The organism is Shinella sp. GW835-FHT14H05 (assembly GCF_058793575.1).
Map to the genome: position 1 here is coordinate 762538 of NZ_JBXAFY010000001.1, position 23668 is coordinate 786205.

Below are 23668 nucleotides of genomic sequence, written 5' to 3' on the forward strand. Positions count from 1 at the left end.
CGGCTGATTATATCAGCCGACAGGCTGATCGTATCAGCGGGGAAACGCCGGGGAATGGATTTGGTTGCCGGGTCTTCGTTAGATACCGGCGCCGTACACGATTTCCATGGAGGGGGGGCAGGAGCCGGCACAGTCGTCGATGATCGTGCGCACGCGCTCGATGAGGTGGATGCTGTCGCCGGCATCGTTGTTCTCGATGAGTTCGAGGAACAGGCGCACCATGGCGTGCGCCTCGTCAACCGTGCGCGGCTCATGGCGATAGATCGCATCGAAGACACTGGCGATCCGGCCGTCCAGCGCCTTGAATTCGGGGGACTCGTATTGCTCGATCGTATCCGCCAGCAGGAGCTGCATTTCGCGGAACTGTTCCACCATGACGGAAACCATGGGTATTTGCCTTGATATCAATGCTCTTCTATGGCCGCCATTAGCACATGCTCAAGAAAGGAGCAAATGCCGCGGCATGGTGAAAATTCGCCATATTGACAGATTGTTTCGCTGCACTAAGCCGTCGCGTACGGTGTGTAACGGCCGGTGGTGCGCCGGCGCAACATCTGGAAAGCCAGCGGTAAACGGCCGCAATCGGTCTTGCGCGCCGCAAAACTTCAGGCTAACACTCGTCGCCATGGAAAAGATGATCATCATTGCTGGTTGGTGGTGGGCTCGCTGAGGCGGCCTTGACCAGTCATGCGTGATTGAGACGACAAGCCGCCCGAAACCTTCGAGGCGGCTTTTGCTTTTTTAAGCCGCCTTCAAGGGAGCGGGCCTGAAACGGAGTTGGGGAATGGCCACGAAAATTCTGGAAGACGGCGCGGAAGCCTACGAGACGAAGGGTGGCGTGACCGTCACGCGTCGCCGGCGCGCAACAGATTATGCGAACTCGATTTCCGCCTATGTCGACAAGCTCGATGAACGGCGCGGCGCGGTCTTCTCGTCGAACTACGAATATCCCGGCCGCTACACGCGCTGGGATACCGCAGTCGTCGACCCGCCGCTCGGCATCTCCTCCTTCGGCCGCGCCGTCTGGATCGAGGCTTACAACGCGCGCGGCGAGGTGCTGCTTTCCCTGATCGCCGATCGCCTGGCCGCGGTGCCGGAACTGGCGCTCGGCACCCGCACGGCGACGCGTCTCGATCTCGACGTGAAGCTGCCCGACCGGGTCTTCACCGAGGAAGAGCGCTCCAAGATGCCGACGGTCTTCACGGTGCTGCGCGCCGTCACCGACCTCTTCCATTCGGATCAGGATGCAAGCCTCGGCCTCTACGGCGCCTTCGGCTACGACCTCGCCTTCCAGTTCGATGCGATCGAGCTGAAGCTGAAGCGCCCGGACGACCAACGCGACATGGTGCTCTTCCTGCCGGACGAAATCCTCGTCGTCGACCACTATGCCGCCAAGGCCTGGATCGACCGCTACGATTTCGCCAAGGACGGGCTTTCGACGGAAGGCAAGGGGGAGGCGATCGAGCCCGAGCCGTTCCAGACGGTCGACGTCATTCCGCCGCACGGCGACCACCGGCCCGGTGAATATGCCGAGCTCGTCGTCAAGGCGAAGGAGAGTTTTCGCCGCGGCGATCTGTTCGAGGTGGTGCCCGGCCAGAAATTCTTCGAGCGCTGCGAGAGCAAGCCATCGGAAATCTCCAAGCGGCTCAAGGCGATCAACCCGTCGCCCTATTCGTTCTTCATCAATCTCGGCAACCAGGAATATCTCGTCGGCGCCTCGCCGGAAATGTTCGTGCGCGTGTCCGGCCGGCGTATCGAGACCTGCCCGATCTCCGGCACGATCAAGCGCGGCGAAGACCCGATCGCCGATTCGGAACAGATCCTGAAGCTGCTCAATTCGAAGAAGGACGAATCCGAACTCACCATGTGCTCGGACGTCGACCGCAACGACAAGAGCCGCGTCTGCGAGCCGGGCTCTGTCAAGGTCATCGGCCGCCGGCAGATCGAGATGTATTCGCGCCTCATTCACACTGTTGATCATATTGAAGGCCGCCTTCGCGACGACATGGACGCCTTCGACGGATTCCTGTCGCATGCCTGGGCCGTCACCGTTACCGGAGCGCCGAAGCTGTGGGCGATGCGCTTCATCGAGGCACATGAGAAGAGCCCGCGCGCGTGGTATGGTGGGGCGATCGGCATGGTCGGCTTCAACGGCGACATGAATACCGGCCTGACGCTGCGCACCATCCGCATCAAGGACGGTATCGCCGAAGTGCGGGCCGGCGCGACGCTGCTCTACGATTCGAACCCGGAAGAAGAAGAAGCCGAAACCGAACTGAAGGCATCTGCCATGATTGCAGCCATTCGTGACGCCAAGGCCGGCAATGCCGCAAAGGTCCAGCGCGACGTCGCCTCCGTCGGGGCAGGGGTGAATATCCTGCTCGTCGACCACGAGGACAGCTTCGTGCACACGCTCGCCAACTACTTCCGCCAGACCGGCGCGAACGTGACGACAGTGCGCACCCCGGTGCCGGAAGAGGTGTTCGACCGACTGAAGCCCGATCTCGTCGTTTTGTCGCCGGGTCCGGGCTCGCCGAAGGATTTCGATTGCAAGGCGACGATCAAGAAGGCGCGCGCCCGCAACCTCCCGATCTTCGGCGTCTGCCTCGGTCTTCAGGCGCTTGCCGAGGCCTATGGCGGGGATCTGCGCCAGCTCGCCATTCCCATGCACGGCAAGCCCTCGCGCATCCGCGTGCTGGAGCCCGGCATCGTTTTCTCCGGCCTCGGCCGCGAGGTGACGGTCGGCCGCTACCATTCGATCTTCGCCGATCCCTCGACCCTGCCGCGCGATTTCATCATCACGGCGGAGAGCGAGGACGGCACGATCATGGGCATCGAACATGCCAGTGAGCCGGTCGCCGCGGTGCAGTTCCATCCGGAATCGATCATGACGCTCGGCCAGGATGCCGGCATGCGCATGATCGAGAACGTGGTGGCGCACCTGTCCAAAAAAGCCAAGGTAAAAGCCGCCTGAGGCTTTGACAAAACGGCCGAACTGGCCGATAGCAGGCCCAAGAGAAAACCGCGTGCACGTCCCCGTGCGCGCGGTTTTGCGTTGATGGGCACGGCTTTTGCAACTCGGTTGCATCTGCATGGAAAGAACGGCCATGGAAAACACGGATAGCAAGACGGTCAAGCGGCTGGCGCTCTGGGGCATTCCGCTGTCGCTCGGCGTGATGGGGCTGAAGCTCGTCGCCTGGTGGGTGACGGGTTCGGTGGCGCTGCTGTCAGACGGCATGGAATCGAGCGTCAACGTGGTTGCCGCCATCGTCGCCTTCGCGGCCATCACCTATGCGGCAAAGCCCGCCGACAAGACGCATCCCTTCGGCCACCACAAGGCGGAATATCTTTCGGCGGTTCTGGAAGGCGTGCTGATCGTCGTCGCGGCGCTGCTGATCGTGGCGGAAGCGCTGCCTGCGGTCATGGCGCCGACGCCGATCGAAGCGCCGGCGCTCGGCCTTGCCATCAACTTCCTGGCCGGCGTCATCAATGCGATCTGGGCCTTCGTGCTCATCCGCGCCGGCCGGCGCTATCGCTCGCCGGCGCTCTCGGCGGATGGCCAGCATATCCTGTCGGACGTCGTCACCTCGATCGGCGTGCTCGTCGGCCTCGTGCTGGCGATCGCGACGGGATATGCGGTGCTCGATCCGCTGCTGGCGGTGCTTGTTGCGCTCAACATTCTTTATCAGGGCTGGAAGGTCATCGCACATTCTGTCGACGGGCTGATGGACCATGCGGTGGAGCCGGAGGAGGCCGATGCCATCCAGGCGGCCATCGCCGCCCATGGCGCGGGCTCGCTCGGCGTGCATGACCTGAAGACCCGGCGGGCAGGGTCGGCGACCTTCGTCGATTTCCACCTCGTCGTGCCGGCATCCATGCCGGTGGGGCAGGCGCATGATATCTGCGACCGGATGGAGGATGCCATCCGCACCGTCCAGCCCGGCGCGCAGATCGCCATCCATGTCGAGCCCGAGACGGAAAAGGCGCATGGTATCAGGGTCAAGATCGAGGAGGCATGACGATGAGCAAGACGGACGTATCGGGACTGTCGCAACTAGGGCAGGCGGTGGAGCTTCCCGTCAATCCGGAAACCGCGGTGCTGGAAAAGGTGCCGAGCAACCATGCCGGCACGGATTTCGTCGTGCGCTTCACGGCGCCGGAATTCACCTCGCTCTGCCCGATGACCGGCCAGCCGGACTTCGCGCATATCGTCATCGACTACATTCCGGATGGCTGGCTGGTCGAATCGAAGTCGCTAAAACTCTACCTGCATTCCTTCCGCAACCATGGCGCCTTCCACGAGGATTGCACCATCGACATCGCCAAGCGGCTCGTCGATCTCTTGCAGCCGAAATGGCTGAGGATCGGCGCCTACTGGTATCCGCGCGGCGGCATTCCGATCGATGTGTTCTGGCAGACGGGGGAGGCGCCGCAGGGCGTCTGGCTGCCCGACCAGGGCGTGCAGCCCTATCGCGGACGCGGATAAGGCGGCGGCGGTCGCCCGCCGCCTCCTAAAAATCAACCGAAGGCGAGGGCGAGGCCGGCGAGCGCCGTCGCGCCGCCGATGATACGGGCCGCGATCGCGCCGCCGGAAAGCCGCGCGATGCCGAGGCCAAGGCCGATGCCGGCGAGATGCAGCAGCGCCGTCGCGATGACGAAGCCGATGCCGAAGGACAGCGCACCGGCCGAGCCGAGCTCGCCGCCATGGGCATGGCCGTGGAAGAGCGCGAAGACGGCGACGATCGCGGCCGACACGACCGTGTCGAGCTTCACCGCCATGGCGACGAGCAGGCCGAGTGCGACGACCGAGGCGAGGATGGCAGGCTCGACGAAGGGCAGGGCGATGCCGGCGAGCGCGAGGCCGAAGCCGAGTGCCATGGTCGCAACGAAGGCGGCCGGCACGGCCCACAGCGCCTTGCCACCGATCTGTGCCGCCCACAGGCCGACGGCGACCATGACGAGGATATGGTCTAGGCCGAACAGCGGATGCGAGAAGCCGGCCATGAAGGAGCCGTGCTCTTGCGGGTTGAGATGGGCAAAGGCCGGTGCCGTCGTGGCGGCGAGCGCTGCAAGCGCCAGCGTGATGCGTCTGATCATGATGTCCCCTGTTGCGCCGGTGGGAGCCCCGGCGTTTCGTCAATGAGAACCGCATCCTAGGAGCTAGGCTCCGGGCAAGTCCATACGCAAATTGCGTAACTGCGGGCGGCGGCATTTACCCTGTTTTCCGGTGGCGCGGACGTGCTCTATCGCGCGCTATCGGTTTTGTTGCATTGTCTTGGCCGGTGAGTCGCATTATCTGACAGCGACAGGACTATTCTGACGAGCAATCGGAGATTTTGCATGAGCGACGAGGACGACAAGAAGACGGAACTGCCCCTGGGCAAGGAAACGGAGGCGAACCTTTTCAAGTCGCGTTCGATCTTCATCTATGGGCCGATCAACCAGGAACTGGCGCAGAAGGTCTGCTCGCAGCTCGTGGCGCTCGCCGCCGCCAGCGACGAGGACATCCGCATCTACGTGAATTCGCCGGGCGGCCATGTCGAATCGGGCGATTCGATCCATGACATGATCAAGTTCATCAAGCCGAAGGTCTGGATGATCGGCACGGGCTGGGTCGCCTCCGCCGGTGCGCTGATCTATGTCGCGACGCCGAAGGAACGCCGGCTTTGCCTGCCGAACACCCGCTTCCTGCTGCACCAACCGTCGGGCGGCACCCGCGGCATGGCATCCGACATCGAGATCCAGGCCCGCGAGATCATCAAGATGAACGAGCGCCTGAACCGGATCTTCGCCGAGGCCACCGGCCAGCCGATCGAGAAGATCGCCAAGGATACGGACCGCGACTACTGGCTCTCGGCCGAAGAGGCCAAGGGCTACGGCTTGGTCTCGCGTATCGTCACCTCGCAGGGCGATATCTGAGGCTTTCTGCCTTTCGGAATTGACGAAGCCCTCCCGTCGTGGAGGGCTTTTTCTTTTGGGCGCTTGCGCTTTGCGCCACCCGCCGGTATAGACGGCCTCATGTTGAAGACCAGCGCACAGATCATCGAACGAGTTTCCCGCGGCAGCGCAGCTGTTCGCGAGCGTTCGCGCGGCTTCTCCTCGCTTCTTCTTCTCGGCCTTACGCGCGGTTGCCGGGTTCGTTGAGGAGCGCCCGGCGGCCGAAAAGCCCGCCCAGGCCATAGCTCCTCGTTTCACCCTACGCATTAATTCCGGTTTGGCCGCCCACGGCCAGCATTCGCCGTCGCAAAATGCGCACGCTTGCGCTAAGACGCTTTCGCGAATGCCGGGACGACGAAGAGACGAAGACGATGATTTTGAAGACCCATACGCCCAAGCAGGGCATGCCCGAGGCCGCCGTCAAGTACCAGGCCTACCCGACCATCAACATTCCGGACCGCACCTGGCCCGGCAAGGTGATCACCGAGGCGCCGATCTGGTGTTCGGTGGACCTGCGCGACGGCAACCAGTCGCTGATCAACCCGATGGGCCACGACCGCAAGGCCCGCATGTTCCAGCTCTTGCTCGACATGGGTTTCAAGGAAATCGAGATCGGCTTCCCCTCCGCCTCGCAGACCGATTTCGACTTCGCCCGCTGGTGTGTCGAGCAGGGCAATGTGCCGAAGGACGTCTCGTTGCAGGTGCTCGTGCAGTGCCGGCCGGAGCTGATCACCCGCACCTTCGAGGCGCTGGAAGGCGCGCATAACCCGATCATCCACTTCTACAACTCCACCAGCGAATTGCAGCGCCGCGTGGTGTTCGCCAAGGATGTTTCCGGCATCAAGCAGATCGCCACCGATGCGGCCAAGATGATCACCGACATGGCCGCCAAGGCCGGCGGCGGTTACCGCTTCGAATATTCGCCGGAAAGCTTCACCGGCACCGAGCTGGAAGTGGCGCTGGAGATCTGCAACGCGGTCGTCGAGATCGTCAAGCCGACGGCCGACAACAAGCTGATCCTCAACCTGCCGTCCACCGTCGAGATGGCGACGCCCAACATCTATGCCGATCAGATCGAATGGATGTGCCGCAACATCGACAACCGCGAGAACGTCATCATCTCGCTGCACCCGCACAACGACCGCGGCACCGGCATCGCCGCCACCGAACTCGCCTTGATGGCGGGTGCGGACCGCGTCGAAGGCACCCTGTTCGGCAATGGCGAGCGCACCGGCAATGTCGACGTCGTCACGCTGGCGCTCAACATGTATACGCAGGGCGTCGATCCCAAGCTCGACTGCTCCGACATCGAGCGCATCAAGGCGGTCTACGAATATTCCAACGAGATGGCCATTCCGGAGCGCCACCCCTATGTCGGCGAACTGGTCTACACGGCCTTCTCCGGCTCGCACCAGGACGCCATCAACAAGGGCATGAAGGCCATCAAGAAGGCCAACAAGCCGTTGTGGGAAGTGCCCTACCTGCCGATAGACCCGCAGGATGTCGGCCGTTCCTACGAGGCGATCATCCGCATCAACTCGCAGTCCGGCAAGGGCGGCATCGCCTATATCCTCCAGGAAGACTACGGCATCAACCTGCCGCGCAACCTGCAGGTGGAGTTCCGCGAGGAGATCCAGCGCATCACCGACGAGGAGGGCGTCGAGCTCCCCTCGAAGCGCATCCACCAGAGCTTCATGGACCGGTATGTCACGCAGCCCGGCACCCGCCTGCGCTTCGTCGATCACCACACCTATCCGGACGATGCCGGCCAGAAGGGCACGCGCATCGTTGCGGCCGAGGTCACCGACGGCGGCGAGACGAAGCGCATCGAGGGCAAGGGCACCGGCCCGATCGACGGCTTCATCAATGCGCTGTCGATCTATCTCGGCATCCCGATGTCGGTGGCGGATTATTCCGAGCACTCGCTCCAGCACGGCTCGAACGCCGCCGCCATCGCCTATGTGGAAGTGGAGCATCCGGGCGGAAAACTGTTCGGCGTCGGCATCAACACCAACATCGTGACGGCCTCGCTCGAAGCCATCGTGTCCGCCGCCAACCGCGTGCTCGCGATCCGCGACTGAGCCGCTTGCGTGTCACAATCGAATGCGCCCCGGTCGCCTCGCGGCCGGGGTTTTTTGTATCAGTACATTCTTAACTATCCTGTGAAATATTATAGTTCATAGCGAAAGGCTGCCTCGATCGATGAGGTGGCGGCAATGATTGCTTGATCGCGGAGCCGCCTTTGGCGGCCGATACCCAATGCGTGCGCGGCGCGAAAAGCCGCAAATTTCTGCTTTTCAGGACATTACGGAATGCCAGTCGCGACCCGGCTTATGGCTGGCCATGTCGCGTGGCTACTCATCGGGGGAGATGTGACTATGGGCATGCGCTTCGGAATATCCGCCCGTCTCGGGCTAGGCTTCGGCTTTCTCGTCGTTTTAATGATGGTATTGACGTGGACATCGGTCTCGCAGGTCAACAGCATCAACCACGACCTCGGCCGCATCAACGACATCAACAGCGTCAAGCAGCGCTTCGCGATCAACTATCGCGGCAGCGTTCACGACCGCGCCATCGCCATTCGTGACGTGGTTCTCGTCAGTTCGGACGACGAGCGCAAGGAGGCGATCGCGCTGATCGACAAGCTCGCCGCCACCTATGCCGAAAACGAAAAGAAGATGGCGGACATGGTGACGCCGCCCGATGGTGCAACCGCCGAGGAACGCGCGATTCTCGCGGAAATCGCCGACATCCAGGCGAAGACCAATCCGCTCGTGGCCGAGATCATCGATCTGACCGCCAAGGGCGACGCGGCAAACGCACATACTGTGCTGCTTGAAAAGGCCCGTCCGCTCTTCGTTTCGTGGCTCGGCGCCATCAACAAGTTCATCGACTACCAGGAGAACCTCAACAAGACGATTGGCGGCGATGTGCGCACGTCGGCGAGCGGCTTCGGGAACCTGGCGATGATCGAGCTTTCGGTCGCCGTCGTGCTGGCGCTTGTCGCCGCCTTCCTGGCGAGCCGCTCGATCACACGTCCGGTTGGCCAGCTGCGCGCGACGCTTGCCGCCATGGCCCGCGGCGAACTCGACAGCCAGTCGGTGACCGACGGCCGCAAGGACGAGATCGGCGACCTGGCGCGCGCCGTTGCCGAGGTTCGCGATGCGACCCGCGCCCGGGCTGACGAACGCTCGCGTGTCGATGCGGATCGCGCCGCCGCCGAACATGCCCGCATGAGCGCCGACGCGGATGCCCGCTCTATCCAGGCCTCGCGCACGGCGACCGCCGTCGGCGAGATCGGGCTCGCCCTCGAAGAGATGGCAAACGGCCGCCTCGACTACCGCATCACGCAGGGCTTCGACGCCGAACTCGATACGCTGCGCGTCAACTTCAACGCCTCGATCGGCAAGTTGCAGGAGACCGTCGAGGCGATCGGCCGCATTGCCGGCTCCATCGATGCCGGCGCCCGCGAGATCAGCGGCGCCACCAACGACCTCGCCCGCCGCACGGAGCAGCAGGCGGCGTCCGTCGAGGAGACGGCGGCGGCGCTGGACGAAATCTCGACGACGGTCGCCGACTCGACCAAGCGGGCGGAAGAGGCGGGCTCGCTCGTTGCCGAAACCCGCCGCAACGCGGAAAAATCCGGCGACGTCGTCGCCCAGGCCGTTGCCGCAATGGGCGAGATCGAGCGCTCGTCCACCGAGATCAACAACATCATCAGCGTGATCGACGACATCGCCTTCCAGACCAACCTGCTGGCGCTCAATGCAGGTGTCGAGGCGGCGCGCGCCGGCGAGGCGGGCAAGGGTTTTGCCGTCGTCGCACAGGAGGTCCGCGAACTGGCCCAGCGCTCCGCCACGGCGGCAAAGGAGATCAAGCAATTGATCAACAGTTCCGGCGAGCAGGTGCGCGCCGGCGTGTCCCTCGTCGGGCAGACCGGCACGGCGCTGACGGGCATCGTCTCCGGCGTGCAGGAGATCAACCGTCACGTCGTCTCGATCGTGGAGGCCGCCCGTGAGCAGGCGACCGCGCTGAAGGAGATCAACGCCGCCGTCAACAGCATGGACCAGTCGATCCAGCAGAACGCGGCGATGGTGGAAGAGACGTCCGCCGCGAGCCAGACGCTTGCAAGCGAATCGGTCTCGCTTTCGGGCTTGCTTGCGCAGTTCCGCGACGGCGGGCAGCGCCGCCCGGCGGCGGTCGCGTCGTCGCAGGCGCGGTCCGCCCCGGCACGACGTCCCGCACCGGCGTCGCATGGCAATGCGGCCCTCAAGGCGAGCGAATGGGAAGACTTCTGATCGTTGCGGTAATTTGATCAAACCGGCTGGATTCCAACGAATCCGGCCGGTTTCGTTTTGCCGTCAGATAGACGCGGACACGGTTTCCGCGAGCCGCTCCAGCCCCGGATCTGCCGAGGGGCCGACCACCACATAGGAGGCGTTGCCCTTCTGCCAGGAGACGAGGCCGATATCGTTGCGCATGCTCTCTGAGAGAGCAGTTGCGCTTCCGACCGGGTCGCTCTGCAGGAAGCAGATGGCGAAGATTTCGTTTTCGGCGTTGCGGTAGAGAAGCTGCGCTGTCGGCTTGCCGCCGGCGACCAGCAGGCGTGCGCCTTCGAACGTGAGGTTCTGGCCGGACAGGTCGGGCAGGGCAAAATTCACGCCGGTGCTGGCCGAAAGCCATTCGACGATATGGTCCTGCTCGCTCGCCGGCACTTCCACGAGATGGCGCGTCTGGCGCGAATAGATGCGGTGATAGTCGGCGATGTCGTCGAGCCAGGTGCGGGCAGGGGCGAACTGGGTGGAGGCGAGTTCCTGCGCGGCATCCCGCTGCTCGGAGACGAGGTAGCCGGCGGCACCGCCTGCAATGAACAGCGCCATCGAGGCGGCAAGCGCCTTCGGCCAGAACGGCGATTTTCTGCGCGGGGCGGCGGTGGCGACCGGAATGGCGGCGAAACCCGATTTCGGCGGTTCGTCCTCGGTCTTGCCGGCGTCCTTGATGTTGCGCACCAGATCGAGCGGGATCGGTTCCTGCAACAGCCTGTCGAAGGCGCGCGCACCGAATTCGCTGCCGAGCTTCAATTTCTCGTAGACGCCGCGCGCGTCGTCGTCCTCGGCGAGGATGGCGTTGATTTCGTCCACTTCCGAATCCGGAAGCTGGCCATCGAGATAGGCCGACAAGCGTACTTCGAGCGGGAGACCCTGTGTGCTTTCCACGATCAGGCCCTCCTTTCCATCTGTTCGGAGATCATGGCCGCAAGCCTGATGCGGGCCGCCGAAAGCCGGCTCATCACGGTGCCGATCGGTATCCCCAGGATATCCGCCGCCTCCCGGTAGCTATGGCCTTCCACATTCACCAGGAGGAAGACGCTCGAAAGGCCTTCCGGCATGGTCATGATCAACTTGTGCAACTGCTTGGCATAGACCGCCTTGTCCGCTGATGCCTCGACATGCAGGTTATCCTGCTCGGCAACATCTACCGTGCCGGACCCTGTGCGGACCTTTCGCTTGCGGATTTCGTCCACCCAGAGATTGCGCGTCATGGCATAAACCCAGCTTTCCAGCCGGCCTTCCCCGTTCCAGAGATGGCTTCGCGTGATGGCTCGCTCGCATGCCTCCTGTACGAGGTCGTCGGCATCGCTGCCGTTTCGCGTCAGTGTCATGGCGAAACGACGCAGCTTCGGCAGCAAATTGACCAATTCTCGTCGGAACTCATTCGATTCTGCCGTCGGACGCATTGCTTTTCCAAGGAAACGTTCGGGATCAAAACTCTATTCGCCCCCGGGTGGGCAGCGAGTGTCTGATATGAAACATTCTTCCTAAGCTCTGCAAGCATGAACGGCAACCCGGAGCGCAGTTTCCTGCGTTCCCTCAACGATTGATCTTTTGTTGGCCGGCGCCGTCCCGTTTTCGGACGGCGCGGCCAGCGATGTCAGTAAGTGGTGCGCTCGCCACCGAGCGACTGGAGCAGGGCGCGGTAAGCCCAGGTGTTCTCGCCGCCGCGATCGCGGATTTCGACGAGCTGGACGCGGGCACCCTCGATGTCGCCCTGCTCGATCAGGGCCTGGCCCATATAGGAGCGGGCGAGAATGTAGTTCTCGTCCTTCTGCAGCGCCCGCTTGTAATAGGTCATGCCGAGCTGCATGTCGCCGAGCTTGCGGGTGTTGTAGCCCATGTAGTTGAGAATGCGCGGGTCTTCCTGGTCGGAAGCGGCGCGCAGCGCGCGAAGCGCGTTCTCGTACTGGCCGGCATAGGCGAATTCGCGGGCCGCCTCATAGAGCTTGTTGTCGATATCGATCTGGCTCTTCTTCTCTTCGCCTTCCGGCGGCTTTTCCTCGGCCGGCGTGCCTTCCGTCGGCGTCACTTCCGCCGGCTTCAGGTCCTCGGGCGCGACGCATTCCTTCTTTTCCTCGTTCCAGATCTTGCCGTCCGTGCAGGTGGTCGTCGTTTCGGTGGCGACCGGCGGCGTCGTGGTGTCGGAATCCGCCGCGCGAGCGGCTGAAAACGCCGTCAGCGAGACGGCGGCGCAGAATGAAAGCAGCATGGTGTGGCGGAGCATTGTCATGGGTTCCCCTCTCTATCGGATCGTCTGCCGGGCGCTGGCCGTCTCGTTTTGACCTGCCTTGCTGCATATCGCAGGCAGGTCTCTCTGAGGAGTTGTTACGGATGGCGGGAGGGATTTATTCGGCCTCGCTTTAGAAACGCGTCGTCTCGGCGAGCGTCAGCGCAAGGCCGTCCTGAGTCAGCGCGTAGCGCTCGCGCATGACGTTCCAGTTCCCCGGTGCGCCGGAGATCGAGAAGAGATTGTAGCCGGCCGGCGGCTTGTGCCCACCCGGCCCCTGCGAGGCCGATGCGATGCCAACGACCGGCACCTGCTTCGTCTGGCCGGGCAGCCAGTGCACGGTGTTGAGATGGGTGTGGCCGTGCAGCACGAGCTCCGCGCCGCCGGTGGAGATGGTGGCGGCAAAGCGCCGGATGCCGATCATGCGCTTGTGGAAGGAGGTCGCGCCGCGGATCGGCGGATGGTGGATCGTCACGACGCGGAAGAGGCCCGCTTCACCCGCCGCGCGCAGCATGTTGACCGCCTCGCGCGCCTGCCGGCTGCCGAAATAGCCCGATGCGGAAAAGGGCGGCGTCGCCACCGCCGTCGAGCAGCCGATGATCGCCACCTGGCCGCGCACGCGCAGATAGGGGAAGACATGCACGTCCTCTTCCCATTCGGCGGGGGCCGCGTCGCCGCGCATGTAGGGATACCAGGCACGCGTCGACTTCTCGTAGGCGCCGCGCACATAGGCGTCGTGGTTGCCCGGCACGACCGAAACGTGTTCCGGCGTACCCGCTTCCGGCAGCCACTTCTTCACGGCCGCGATTTCCAGCGAGGAGGCGAGGTTCACCAGGTCGCCGGTGATTGCCAGATGGTCCGGATCGCGCCGCTCGATATCGTCGAGCACTAGGTCGAGCGTGTTGGTGAACAGGTGCCGGCGGCGGTTACGATGCCAGTTGACGAAGCCGGTGATGCGCTTGGAAAACAGCTCCAGGAACGTCAGGGCGGGCAGAGGCCCAAGATGGACGTCCGATATATGGGCAAGTCTGAACATACCTTTCCTTAGAGCATAAGGCCGTTAAGGGAAACGCAAGGCGTGGATATTCGCGACGCTTTGACGCTGCAAGACTTGATTTGGCCCAAAGGTTCCGGCGAAGTGCCAGAATGGAACACGACACACCGACGAGCACCACGCCGCCGACCCGCCGCCTGCTGGCGCGGCTGGTGACGCGCATGGCGCATGGTTACTTCGCGCTTGCCCGCGGCATGACGATGGGCGTGCGCGCGGCCTGTTTCGACGAGGCCGGCCGCGTCTTCCTGGTGCGCCACAGCTACGTGCCCGGCTGGCATCTGCCGGGAGGCGGCATCGAGCGCGGTGAGACAGCGCTGGAGGCGCTGGAGAAGGAAATGCGGGAGGAGGGCAACCTCGCCCTCGGCGCGCCGCCAGCGCTCGTGCATGTCTATTTCAACCGGCAGACCAGCCGGCGCGACCATGTGCTGCTCTACCGCTGCGACAGCGTCACGCAGACCGCGCCGCGCCTCAAGGACCGCGAGATCATCGAGGCAGGCTTCTTTGCGCTGGACGCGCTGCCGGTCGCCACCACGCTCGCCACGAGCCGGCGGTTGGAGGAGCTCGCCGGCCGCGCACCTTTCGCGGATTTCTGGTAGGCTCAGGCCGCCTTCAGCTGTTCCCGGCCATGCGGCGCGTCGAGGTCGAGCTCCGGGCCGACCGGGACGATGCCCGTCGGGTTGATCGTCGTGTGGGAGCTGTAATAGTGCTCTTTGATGTGGCGCATGTTCACCGTCTCGGCGATGTCGGGCACCTGATAAAGCTCGCGCAAATAGCCGGAAAGGTTCGGGTAATCGGCGATGCGGCGAATGTTACACTTGAAGTGGCCGACATAGACCGGATCGAAGCGCACCAGCGTGGTGAAGAGCCGCCAGTCGGCCTCGGTGATGCGGTCGCCGGTGAGGTAGCGGTTTTTGGAAAGCCGCGTCTCCAGCCCGTCCAGCGTCTCGAAAATCTTTACGACAGCGTCGTCATAGGCGGCCTGCGTCGTGGCAAAGCCGGCTTTGTAGACGCCGTTGTTGACGCTGTCGTAGATCGTGTCGTTCAGCGCATCGATCTCGGCGCGCAGCTCTTGCGGATAAAAATCGTCGCGCGAGCCGGTGAGGCCGTCGAAGGCGGTGTTGAACATGCGGATGATCTCGGCCGATTCGTTGGAGACCATACGGCTCTGTTTCTTGTCCCAGAGGACCGGCACGGTAACGCGGCCGGAATAGCGCGGATCTGCCTTCTGGTAGACCTCGTAGAGCGCGGACGCACCGAACAGCGGGTCGAGCGTGCCGCCATTCTCGTCCTTGAATTCCCAACCCTTGGCCAGCATCAGCGGATCGACAACGGAGACGGTGATCAGGTCCTCCAGCTTTTTCAGCTTGCGGAAGATCAGCGTGCGGTGCGCCCAGGGGCAGGCATAGGAGACGTAGAGGTGGTAGCGCCCGGCTTCGGCCGCAAAGCCGCCTTCTCCCGAGGGGCCGGGCGCGCCATCCGGCGTGATCCAGTTGCGGAACTGCGAGGCGGCGCGCTCGAAACGGCCCTTCGTCGCCTTTGTATCGTACCAGACGTCGTGCCAGACGCCGTCCACCAGCATGCCCATGATCGTTCCTTCCGCTTTGTCACTGCGCTTTTAGATAGCGCATGGGCGGGGCGTGGATAGGCGCATTTCGATGAACAGTGCGTTTTGCTCTTTGACAAGCGGCGATTTTCTGCTATCCGCGCTGATCAGGACCGGCGCGATTGGCCGGCGAGGAAGACGAACGAATGTTCTACCCGGGAAGCCCACGACGACGCTGATGCCCCCGCACGCACCCTTCGACGGTGCGCGATCACCCGCATCCACAGCTTCGCATACGGTTTCTCGCTTCCCATGAACATGCTCAAGCACGATCTCGTCTACCTGACGGAAGATGCGTCCCACGACGCGGCCATCGAACACATCAACGAAGAAGCCTTCGGCCCCGGCCGGCATGTGCGTGCCGCCGCCCGCATCCGCGAGCAAGGCCCGCACGACCTGTCGCTCTCCTTCATCTGCACCGATGACGGCGAGACGATCGCCTCCGTGCGCATGACGCCGGTGCTGGCCGGCGGCGTGAAGGGTCACCTGCTCGGCCCGCTCGCCGTGCGCCCCTCGCACAAGAACCAGGGCATTGGCCGCGAATTGCTGCGCATCGCCTGCGCCGCCGCCAAGCGCAAGGGCTCGGAAGCCGTCGTGCTCGTCGGCGATCCGCCTTATTACGGCCCGCTCGGCTTCGAGAAGGTCGCGTGGAACGCGCTGACATTTCCGGGGCCGGTCGATCCGGCGCGGGTGCTGGTCATGCCCTTTGCGGCGGATACGCATGAACGGCTGAAGGGCGTCATCGCCTGGCGGTGCGAGGAGGGGCAAGCCCCCCGCCGGGATTGATCAGTCCTTCAATTCCATGAAGCGGATGCGGTTCTGGAAGGGGTCGGTCACCGTCACCTCCCACCGCGAGCCTTCATCCTCCAGCCCCGGCTTCATGTAGCGGTAATCCTTGCCGATCAGCTCCTTCTGGAAGCCGCGGATGCCCTTCATGTAGACGACCATGTTGCCGCCCGGCGTGGCGTCGCCCGCATGTTCGGAAAGGTGCAGCCGCAGGCCGGCGCGTGACACCTGCGTATAGAGCGGGAAATTGTCGCCGTAGCGATGCTCCCAATCGACGGAAAAACCGAGGAAGCCGAGATAGAATTCATGCGCCTTCGCCACGTCGAAGATGCGCACGATCGGCACGGCCTGTTCGAATTGCGGGCCGCCGGCCGGCGGTTTGGTCTCGATCTTCGCGGACAGAATGTTCCAGGTCTCCGCGCCGAACTGGCGGGCGACGATTTCGAGCGCTTCGCTGTGGGTGATCTCGATCGTGCGGGCGGCAAGCGCCTCCCGCAGGGTTTTTGCCATGGTCTTGGCATCGCGATAGTCGCGCATATCCGTTCCTCATCTCCGGCGAAGTCTTCGTCAGTGCCCGCATTGCCGACGCCTTCGCCCAACGATGAACGGTGGTGAAAGGTTTTGAGGGAGGCGTTCGCCATGCCCTGAAAGGGCGCGGGTCTGCCGGCCGCCTCCGGCCGTGGGGCCGAGACTAGCCGAACGATCGCGGCGGCGCCAGCGGGATTTCGTCAGCGCCCTTCGCGATACCAGGTGGCAGAGAAGGCGAGCAGCAGCAGGCCGACGCCGGCAAAACCGGCAAAGAGCGGCAGCGAGTTGATGCCCTTCAGCACCGTCTCGTCCGTCATGCGCAACGACAGGCGGTTTGCATCCGCCGTGCGCACCTGGCCGGTGACCGGCAAGAGCGGCGGCAGCGAGATGGCGTCGCCATTCTCGTCGACAAGGCGGCGGACGGTGCCCTTCGTGGCATCGGCGAGCGGCTTCAGCGTCTCCGTCGTCGAGATCGTCGCCTTGAATTCCGGCGCATCGACCGCGCCGACATGCACGAGTGCGCTCAGGTCGTCGTTGGTGATCTCGTAGAGGCCCGTCTCGGTGGTCGGCACTTCGGCGCGGTAGAGGCCGGGTTCGGCTTCGGTGAGCGCCACCTGTTGCGTGGCGCCGGATGGCAGCTTCAGCGTCGCTTCGCCGGGCGCATCGCCGATCGTCTGGCGGTTGATCTGCAAGGTGCGGCCGAAGGTGCGCGCGGTCAGCGCCTCTTCCTCCAGCGCCGGCTCCTGCATCAGCCAATGGGCGGTGCGGCGATAGAGCGAGACATGCGGGCCGCCGCCTTCGAAGCCGCGCGCCCAGAGCCAGCCCTGGTCGGAGAGCAGCATGGCGACGCGGCCCTTGCCGGCGCGGTTGAGCACGAGCAGCGGCTTGCCCTCGTTCGCCTCCATCACGACATTGCCCTCCGGGCGCTGCACGTCGACGGTGCGGAACCAGCGGCCCCAGCGCGGCGGCTCTTCGCCGGCCCCTTCGAGCCCGCGGGTGACGGGATGCTTGCGGCCCTGTTCGGACAGGCGCGGATAGAAGGCGGCCTCGTTCATCGAGCCGGTCGGGTTGGCCGGCAGCACGACGGACAGCGGCGTGCTGGCGATCGAATCATTGCCCGCATGTTCCGGCCCCGCCGCGATCAGCAGCGCGCCGCCGTTTTCGACATATTGCGCGATGTTGTCGTAGTAGAGGATCGGCAGCACGCCGCGGTGCTGGTAGCGGTCGAAGATGATGAGGTCGAACTCGTTGATCTTGTCGACGAAGAGTTCGCGGGTCGGGAAGGCGATCAGCGACAGTTCGTTGATCGGCGTGCCGTCCTGCTTTTCCGGTGGCCGCAAAATCGTGAAGTGAACGAGATCGATGGCGGTGTCGGACTTCAACAGGTTGCGCCAGGCGCGTTCACCGGCATGCGGCTCGCCGGAGACCAGCAGCACGCGCAGGTTCTCGCGGATGCCCTCGATGACATGGACCGCGCGGTTGTTGGCCGTGGTGATCTCGCCCTCGACGGGGGCGACCTCGAATTCCAGGATATTGTTGCCGCCGCGCGGCACGGTGAAGCCCAGCGGCTGCTCGGTGCCCGGCTCGGCGATCTCCGAGGCGATCTCGTTGCCGTTGAGGCGCACGGTCACGCGGGCGGCCGCATCCGTGCCGGCGCCATTGTCCACCACGCGGAATTTCAGCTCCTGCGGCTCGCCGACAATGCCGAAGCGCGGGGCGCTGACCACCTCGATGCGGCGGTCGAATTCGTCCGGCCGGCCGGTGATCAGCCCGTGGATCGGCGCGTCGAAGCCGGAAAAGGCGGAGGCCTCCGGAATGTCGTGCACCTGGCCGTCGGTAATCAGGATCGCGCCGCCGACGCGCGAGCGCGGCACGTCGGCGATGGCCGCGTTGAGGGCGTCGAACAGGCGCGTCGAGGGCGTGTCGGACGTGCCGTCGTCGCCCGCCTCCACGATGCGCGGCTCGATGCGGGGATAGCGCGCAAAGCGTTCCTTGAGGCCTTCCAGCGCGGCATTGGTCGCGGCGGTGCGCGCCTCGCTGTCCTGGCTCTGGCTGCGGTCGACGATGACGGGCACGACGGTCGACAGCGCCTCGCGGTCCTCCTGCAGGAAGACCGGATTGGCGAGCGCCAGAACCAGCAGTGCCAGCGCGACCGCGCGCACGAAGGAACCGCGCAGGCCCCGCCAGAAGCCGAGCGCGGCCAGCGCCACGCCGGCCAGCGCGATCAAGGCGATGGCGATCCAGGGCAGGAAGGGGGAGAACTGGATGGTCATGTCATTGTCCCAGCCGTTCGAGGAGGGCGGGCACGTGCACCTGGTCCGCCTTGTAGTTGCCGGTGAGCATGTACATCATGATGTTGACGCCGGAGCGGAACGCGTGGTCGCGCTGAACCTCGTCCGGCGGCACCGTCGGCAGCAGCGCCATGCCATTGGCGTCGATCGCCCAGGCGCCAGCAAAGTCGTTGCCGGTGATCATGATCGGCGACACGCCGTCGCCGGCGCGTGCCGGGCGGGTCGGGTCTTCGGCGCGGTCGAGCTCCGCCTCGATCCACAGCGGGCTTCCGGCATAACGGCCCGGGAAATTCGCAAGCAGGTAGAAGGCCTTGGTCAGCACATGATCAGCCGGCACCGGCTCCAGCGGCGGAATGTCGAGATTGGCGAGGATCGCCTGCAGGCGCTCGGTGTTGGGGCTCGTCGCCGTGTCGTTGAGCGAGACGAACTGGTCGCGCGTATCGAAGAGCACCGTTCCGCCATTGCGCATATAGGCGTCGATGCGGCTGATCGCGGCGCTCGAAGGCATGGCGGCCGTGGCGCTCACCGGCCAGTAGATGATCGGGTAGAGCGAGAGCTCATCCTTGGAAATGTCGACGCCGACCGGCTGGCCGGGCTCCAGCGTCGTGCGGTAGGTGAGGAATTCCGTGAGGCCGGCGAGGCCGCGTTCGGAAATCCGGTCCACCTCGCCCTCGCCGGTGACGACATAGGCGAGATGCGTCGTGTCGAGCCGCGACAGGATCGCCTCGTCGCCGGGCTTGGCATCGTCCGCCCGGCTTTCCGAGGGAAGCGCCAGCAGTGCACCGGCAAAAAGCGCCAGCAGCAGGGCGGCGGCGGCGCCGCGCGCCGGCCGGCGGCGGACGGCGGCCGCGAAGGCGCCGCCGATGAAGAGCACGATGGCGCAGTCGGCCAGAAGCAACAGGGCTGCGAGCGTGAAGAGATGCGGTTTCAGCGACCAGGTCTCCCTGCCTGCCAGCGGCTCGCGCAGGACCGACGTGCCCTCGGCGACCATGAGCGGGCGGATTTCGTGGCCTGGCGGGAAGAGGTTGTGCGCGACATAACCATCCTCCGTACCATAGAGGCCGGGTGGATTGTCGAAGCTTGCGATCCGGCGCGTGCCGTCGCCGGTGGCGAGCGGCTTGGCCTCGCCGGTGGCGGCGGCGAGCGTGCCGTTCGCGGTCATCAGGCGGTAGGGCGGCAGGCCCGGGCTTTGTTCGCCATCGCTGGTCGAGACGCCGCCGCCGCGCGAAAGCTGCACGGTGCGGCGGAGCATTTCGACGAAATCGCCCGACAGCGGCAGGTTGGACCAGCCGGTTTCCGCGCTGATGTGGAACAGCACGAGGCGGCCGGAGCCGAGCGGGCCGGTCGTCACCAGTGGCGTGCCGTCGGCAAGGCTTGCCCAGGTGCGCTCGGCAAGGTCCGGCGTGGGTTCGGCCAGCACCTGGCGCTTGATGAGGATGTTGTCGGGCGCACGCATGCCGAAGAAGGGGCTGTTTTGCGGATAGGCGGAAAGCGGCTGCGGCTCGGACCAGGACAGCGCGCCGCCGAGCGCGCGTTCGCCCTTGCGCAGCAGCACCGGCACCAGCGGATCGTCGGCCGGGGCGGCGGCGAGGCGCGGGCCGGCAAAGCGGATCAGCATGCCGCCCGCCTCGATCCAGCGGCGAACCTCGCCCTGTGCATCCTCCGGCAGGCGGCCGATATCGGCCATGATCAGCACGGAGGGGTTCTGTTCGAGCAGTTCGGGGATGGCCACCGAAAGGTCGGCGACGCTCGGCTCCAGAAGGTCGGCATAGGGCGCAAGCGCGCGGTTGATGTAGTGCAGCGGCGAGAGCAGCGGCTGGCTGGCATCCACCACCTCGCCGGACAGGAAGGCGACGCGGCGGCGGCGGAAACCGTCGTCGAGCAGGTAGGTGCCGCCGGCATTGGCGAGCCCGTCGATCGTCACGCGGGCGAAATCGTTGCGCAGTTCGAAGGGGGCGGTGATCGTGCCCGTCGTCGTCGTGCTGCGGGCTGCGAAATCGGCCGTGCCAGTGGCGATCGGCCGGCCGCGGGAATCATGCGCCGTCAGCGGCAGGCTTTGCGCCGTGCCGCCCTCCAAGCGGGTGAGCGTCAGGGACAGCGCGTCCGCGCCGTTCGTGGCGGCGGTGATGGCGACAGCGGAGGCACCGTCGCCCTGGATCATGCGGAACTCGGCGGGCGAGAGCGCTTGCAGCGCGGCGACCGTCTCGTCGGTCTCGCCGGTGGCCATGCCGTCGCTGATGAAGGCGATGGTGCCCGGTGCGGTGCCATCGAGCGCGGTGCCGAGCGATGCGACGGCGGCGGCGCGGTCGGCGGGCAGCGGCCGGGGTTCGGCGGCGGCGAGGCGGTTGCGGGCGGTCGCGGCATCGACCGGCACGGCGTCGTGCTGGCGGTCGGCGGTCAGCACCAGCGAGATCGGCACGTCGCGGCTTTCTGCATCGTCGATGAGCGTCGATGCGGTATCGACGCGGCGCTGCCAGTCGGTGGCGGAGGCCCAGCTATTGTCGACTACGAGCACCAGCGGCCCGCTGCTCGCCAGCGTGTTGGTGCGCGGGTTGAAGACCGGGTCGGCGATGGCGAAGATGATGGCGGCCGCCATCAGCATGCGCAGTAGCGTCAGCCACCAGGGGCTTTGCGCCGGCGTTTCCTCGCGCTTCATGATGGAAGCAAGGATGGCGAAGGGCGGGAAGACCTCGACGAGCGGTTTTGGCGGCGTCAGGCGCAGCAGCCACCAGATGACGGGCAGCAGCACGAGCGTTGTCAGCACGGCGGGAAAGGCGAAGGCGAAAGCGCTCATCGGCCGCGGCCCTCCGCCTTCATCGCCGGCATGCCGGAGAGGTACATGTGCACGGCGACTAGCGCCTCGGAGGCGAGCCGGTCGGTGCGGTGGGGCACGAAGCTCCAGCCGAGATGGCGCAGATTGTCGGCCAGCGCCTCGCGGCGCGCGACATAGGCGCGGGCGTACTCGTCCTTCAGCGTCTCGGCGCGGCCGGCGGTGAGCCTCTGGCCGGATTCCGGATCGGTGAATTCGGTGCGGCCGACATAGGGGAACACTTCTTCCGCAGGATCCGCGATCTCGACGACATGGCCGCGCAGGCCGCGGCGGGCAAGCGGCCCGAGCCGGTCCATCACGTCCTCGACGGGATCGAGAAAGTCGCCGATCAGCACGATGTCGCTGTTGCCGCGGATCATGCTGGTATCCGGCAGGCCGCCGGTCGTGCCGTTGTGCATGAGGGCGGTGGCGAGGCGTTCGGCGGCGTTGCGCGCGGCGATCGGCTCCATGATGCCGGGGCAGCCGATGCGCTCGCCGGAGCGGGCGAGGATTTCGGCGAGCGCCAGCAGCAGCACGAGCGCGCGGCTCTCCTTCGAAACGCTGCCGAAGGTGGATTTGTACATCATCGACGGCGAGAGATCGGCCCAGATCCAGACGGTGTGGGCGGCCTCCCATTCGCGGTCGCGCACATAGGTGTGGTCGTCGCGCGCCGAGCGGCGCCAGTCGATGCGCGACAGGCTTTCGCCATCGACATAGGGGCGGAACTGCCAGAAATTCTCGCCGATGCCGCGCTTGCGGCGGCCGTGCCAACCGGCGATGACGGTGTTGGCGAGGCGCTGCGCCTCGACCATGCAATCGGGAATGAGGGCAGCCCGGGCCTGTGCCCGCGAGAGCACCTCGCGGGTCGGGGTCGGTTGGACGATCTGGCCGACGGACGCCATGCTCTTTGCTCCGCTCAGCCGCCCGCCTGCCGGACAAGGCCTGCAATGACGTCACGCACAGACATGCCTTCCGCGCGTGCGCCAAAAGTCAGCGCCATGCGGTGCTGCAGGACGGGTTCGGCCAGCGCCAGCACGTCGTCGACGGAGGGCGCGAGGCGGCCTTCGTAGAGCGCGCGAGCGCGGGCACAGAGCATCAGCGCCTGGCCGGCGCGGGGGCCTGGACCCCAGGCGACGTGTTTGTCGGTGCCGGCGACGCCGTTGCCGGGGCGGGCGGAGCGCACCAGCGAGAGGATCGCGTCGAGCACCTTTTCGCTGACCGGCATCTGGCGGATGAGGGTCTGGATTTCGATGAGCCGTTCGGCGGAGATTGCCGCACTGGCATGCGCCTCGTGCACGCCGGTGGTTTCCAGCAGGATCTGCCGCTCGGCGGCGAGTTCCGGATAATCGACGTCGACCTGCAGCAGGAAGCGGTCGAGCTGGGCTTCCGGCAGCGGATAGGTGCCTTCCTGCTCCAGCGGGTTCTGCGTCGCGAGCACGTGGAAGGGTTTCGGCAGGTCGTTGGTCTGGCCGGCGACCGTCACGTGATATTCCTGCATGGCCTGGAGCAGGGCGGACTGGGTGCGCGGCGAGGCGCGGTTGATCTCGTCGGCCATCAGGAGCTGCGTGAAGATCGGGCCGGGCACGAAGCGGAAGGAGCGCTTGCCGTTCTCGTCCTGGTCCATCACTTCGGAGCCGAGGATATCGGAGGGCATCAGGTCGGGCGTGAACTGGATGCGGCTGGAGGCGAGGCCGAGCACGGTGCCGAGCGTGGCGACCAGCTTGGTCTTGGCAAGACCCGGCACGCCGACCAGCAGCGCATGGCCCCCGGAGAGCACGGCGAGCATGGTCTGCTCGACCACGCTTTCCTGGCCGAAGATGACCTTGCCCACTTCCTGGCGGATGATGGCGATGTCGGAGAGCGCGCGCTCGGCGGCGGCGATGACCGCTTTTTCGTCCAGGCCTGCCTCGGGGGAATTCTGAACGCCCATGGTCGTCTCCAGTGTCGGTTCCAACGTAACACGAATCGTGGCTTTGCCATGTTCGCATGCTTCATAGAGAGCTTATTAGCTCACCCGTGGCTGACAAGCGGCCACGAAATGACTATCTCGTGAGAAAGAGGTGTATCCACCCTTTCCTCGATCAAGAGGGCCTCAATCA

Annotated in this window: 20 protein-coding genes; 8 read left to right on the plus strand and 12 right to left on the minus strand. The window is 65.1% G+C overall.

What is annotated here, in order from left to right; translation table 11 throughout:
- Window positions 1-78: 78 nt before the first annotated feature.
- Window positions 79-387: a hypothetical protein gene (locus tag AC1Q6Z_RS03800; protein ID WP_256117563.1), complete on the minus strand. Its 309-nt coding sequence runs from the start codon at window positions 385-387 to the stop codon at window positions 79-81.
- Window positions 388-784: 397 nt separating this feature from the next.
- Here AC1Q6Z_RS03800 and AC1Q6Z_RS03805 point away from each other — a divergent pair, with 397 nt between their 5' ends.
- The 3 genes from AC1Q6Z_RS03805 (at window position 785) to queF (ending at window position 4486) form a co-directional block, all read left to right on the plus strand.
- A complete protein-coding gene (locus AC1Q6Z_RS03805; RefSeq protein ID WP_492646794.1) occupies window positions 785-2974 on the plus strand; it encodes an anthranilate synthase in 2190 nt (729 codons plus the stop codon).
- 133 nt (window positions 2975-3107) lie between these two features.
- Window positions 3108-4019 carry a cation diffusion facilitator family transporter gene (locus AC1Q6Z_RS03810; protein WP_435267780.1) on the plus strand — a complete coding sequence of 304 codons (912 nt, stop codon included), beginning with the start codon at window positions 3108-3110 and terminating at the stop codon, window positions 4017-4019.
- Window positions 4020-4021: 2 nt separating this feature from the next.
- Window positions 4022-4486, plus strand: coding sequence for a preQ(1) synthase (gene queF / locus AC1Q6Z_RS03815; protein WP_319322794.1), 465 nt, complete (start codon window positions 4022-4024; stop codon window positions 4484-4486).
- Window positions 4487-4518: 32 nt separating this feature from the next.
- Here the strand turns inward: queF and AC1Q6Z_RS03820 are convergent, their stop codons facing one another.
- Window positions 4519-5097 (minus strand): HupE/UreJ family protein, encoded by a 579-nt coding sequence (locus AC1Q6Z_RS03820; protein WP_492646795.1) that lies wholly within the window; start codon window positions 5095-5097, stop codon window positions 4519-4521.
- 243 nt (window positions 5098-5340) lie between these two features.
- Between AC1Q6Z_RS03820 and AC1Q6Z_RS03825 the strand changes: the two genes are divergently transcribed.
- From AC1Q6Z_RS03825 to AC1Q6Z_RS03835, 3 genes are all read left to right on the plus strand, one after another.
- On the plus strand, window positions 5341-5919 hold the full coding sequence (locus AC1Q6Z_RS03825) for an ATP-dependent Clp protease proteolytic subunit (RefSeq protein ID WP_256117556.1): 579 nt from the start codon (window positions 5341-5343) through the stop codon (window positions 5917-5919).
- Between the two features lie 389 nt (window positions 5920-6308).
- On the plus strand, window positions 6309-8018 hold the full coding sequence (gene leuA, locus AC1Q6Z_RS03830; RefSeq protein ID WP_492646796.1) for a 2-isopropylmalate synthase: 1710 nt from the start codon (window positions 6309-6311) through the stop codon (window positions 8016-8018).
- A gap of 297 nt (window positions 8019-8315) precedes the next feature.
- Window positions 8316-10235, plus strand: coding sequence for a methyl-accepting chemotaxis protein (locus AC1Q6Z_RS03835; RefSeq protein ID WP_492646797.1), 1920 nt, complete (start codon window positions 8316-8318; stop codon window positions 10233-10235).
- Between the two features lie 63 nt (window positions 10236-10298).
- Here AC1Q6Z_RS03835 and AC1Q6Z_RS03840 read toward each other — a convergent pair whose 3' ends face one another.
- The 4 genes from AC1Q6Z_RS03840 to AC1Q6Z_RS03855 all read right to left on the minus strand — a co-directional run bounded on the left by AC1Q6Z_RS03840 (window position 10299) and on the right by AC1Q6Z_RS03855 (window position 13534).
- Window positions 10299-11153, minus strand: a complete 855-nt coding sequence (locus tag AC1Q6Z_RS03840) for an anti-sigma factor family protein (RefSeq protein ID WP_492646798.1) — start codon at window positions 11151-11153, stop codon at window positions 10299-10301.
- Window positions 11154-11155: 2 nt separating this feature from the next.
- Complete coding sequence (locus AC1Q6Z_RS03845; RefSeq protein WP_256117553.1) at window positions 11156-11674, minus strand: RNA polymerase sigma factor; 519 nt, start codon at window positions 11672-11674, stop codon at window positions 11156-11158.
- A gap of 194 nt (window positions 11675-11868) precedes the next feature.
- Window positions 11869-12501, minus strand: a complete 633-nt coding sequence (locus AC1Q6Z_RS03850) for a tetratricopeptide repeat protein (RefSeq protein WP_492646799.1) — start codon at window positions 12499-12501, stop codon at window positions 11869-11871.
- A 130-nt stretch (window positions 12502-12631) separates the two neighbouring features.
- Complete coding sequence (locus tag AC1Q6Z_RS03855) at window positions 12632-13534, minus strand: metallophosphoesterase family protein (RefSeq protein WP_492646800.1); 903 nt, start codon at window positions 13532-13534, stop codon at window positions 12632-12634.
- A gap of 110 nt (window positions 13535-13644) precedes the next feature.
- On the opposite strand from AC1Q6Z_RS03855, the gene AC1Q6Z_RS03860 reads away from it, so the two are divergent.
- A complete protein-coding gene (locus tag AC1Q6Z_RS03860; protein ID WP_492646801.1) occupies window positions 13645-14148 on the plus strand; it encodes an NUDIX domain-containing protein in 504 nt (167 codons plus the stop codon).
- A gap of 2 nt (window positions 14149-14150) precedes the next feature.
- Here AC1Q6Z_RS03860 and AC1Q6Z_RS03865 read toward each other — a convergent pair whose 3' ends face one another.
- Window positions 14151-15137 carry a glutathione S-transferase family protein gene (locus tag AC1Q6Z_RS03865; RefSeq protein WP_492646802.1) on the minus strand — a complete coding sequence of 329 codons (987 nt, stop codon included), beginning with the start codon at window positions 15135-15137 and terminating at the stop codon, window positions 14151-14153.
- Between the two features lie 276 nt (window positions 15138-15413).
- Between AC1Q6Z_RS03865 and AC1Q6Z_RS03870 the strand changes: the two genes are divergently transcribed.
- Window positions 15414-15941, plus strand: coding sequence for a GNAT family N-acetyltransferase (locus tag AC1Q6Z_RS03870; protein WP_492647236.1), 528 nt, complete (start codon window positions 15414-15416; stop codon window positions 15939-15941).
- Here the strand turns inward: AC1Q6Z_RS03870 and AC1Q6Z_RS03875 are convergent, their stop codons facing one another.
- The 5 genes from AC1Q6Z_RS03875 to AC1Q6Z_RS03895 all read right to left on the minus strand — a co-directional run bounded on the left by AC1Q6Z_RS03875 (window position 15942) and on the right by AC1Q6Z_RS03895 (window position 23499).
- Window positions 15942-16478: a glyoxalase superfamily protein gene (locus tag AC1Q6Z_RS03875; protein WP_492646803.1), complete on the minus strand. Its 537-nt coding sequence runs from the start codon at window positions 16476-16478 to the stop codon at window positions 15942-15944. It lies immediately after the preceding gene.
- A 191-nt stretch (window positions 16479-16669) separates the two neighbouring features.
- Window positions 16670-18742, minus strand: coding sequence for a hypothetical protein (locus tag AC1Q6Z_RS03880; RefSeq protein ID WP_492646804.1), 2073 nt, complete (start codon window positions 18740-18742; stop codon window positions 16670-16672).
- A 1-nt stretch (window position 18743) separates the two neighbouring features.
- The gene (locus AC1Q6Z_RS03885) at window positions 18744-21554 is read right to left on the minus strand and encodes a DUF4159 domain-containing protein (protein WP_492646805.1); all 2811 of its coding nucleotides are present in this window, start codon (window positions 21552-21554) and stop codon (window positions 18744-18746) included.
- Complete coding sequence (locus tag AC1Q6Z_RS03890; RefSeq protein ID WP_492646806.1) at window positions 21551-22471, minus strand: DUF58 domain-containing protein; 921 nt, start codon at window positions 22469-22471, stop codon at window positions 21551-21553. Before AC1Q6Z_RS03890 ends, AC1Q6Z_RS03885 begins: the two co-directional genes overlap by 4 nt.
- 14 nt (window positions 22472-22485) lie before the next feature.
- A complete protein-coding gene (locus AC1Q6Z_RS03895; RefSeq protein WP_435267766.1) occupies window positions 22486-23499 on the minus strand; it encodes an AAA family ATPase in 1014 nt (337 codons plus the stop codon).
- Window positions 23500-23668: the final 169 nt, after the last annotated feature.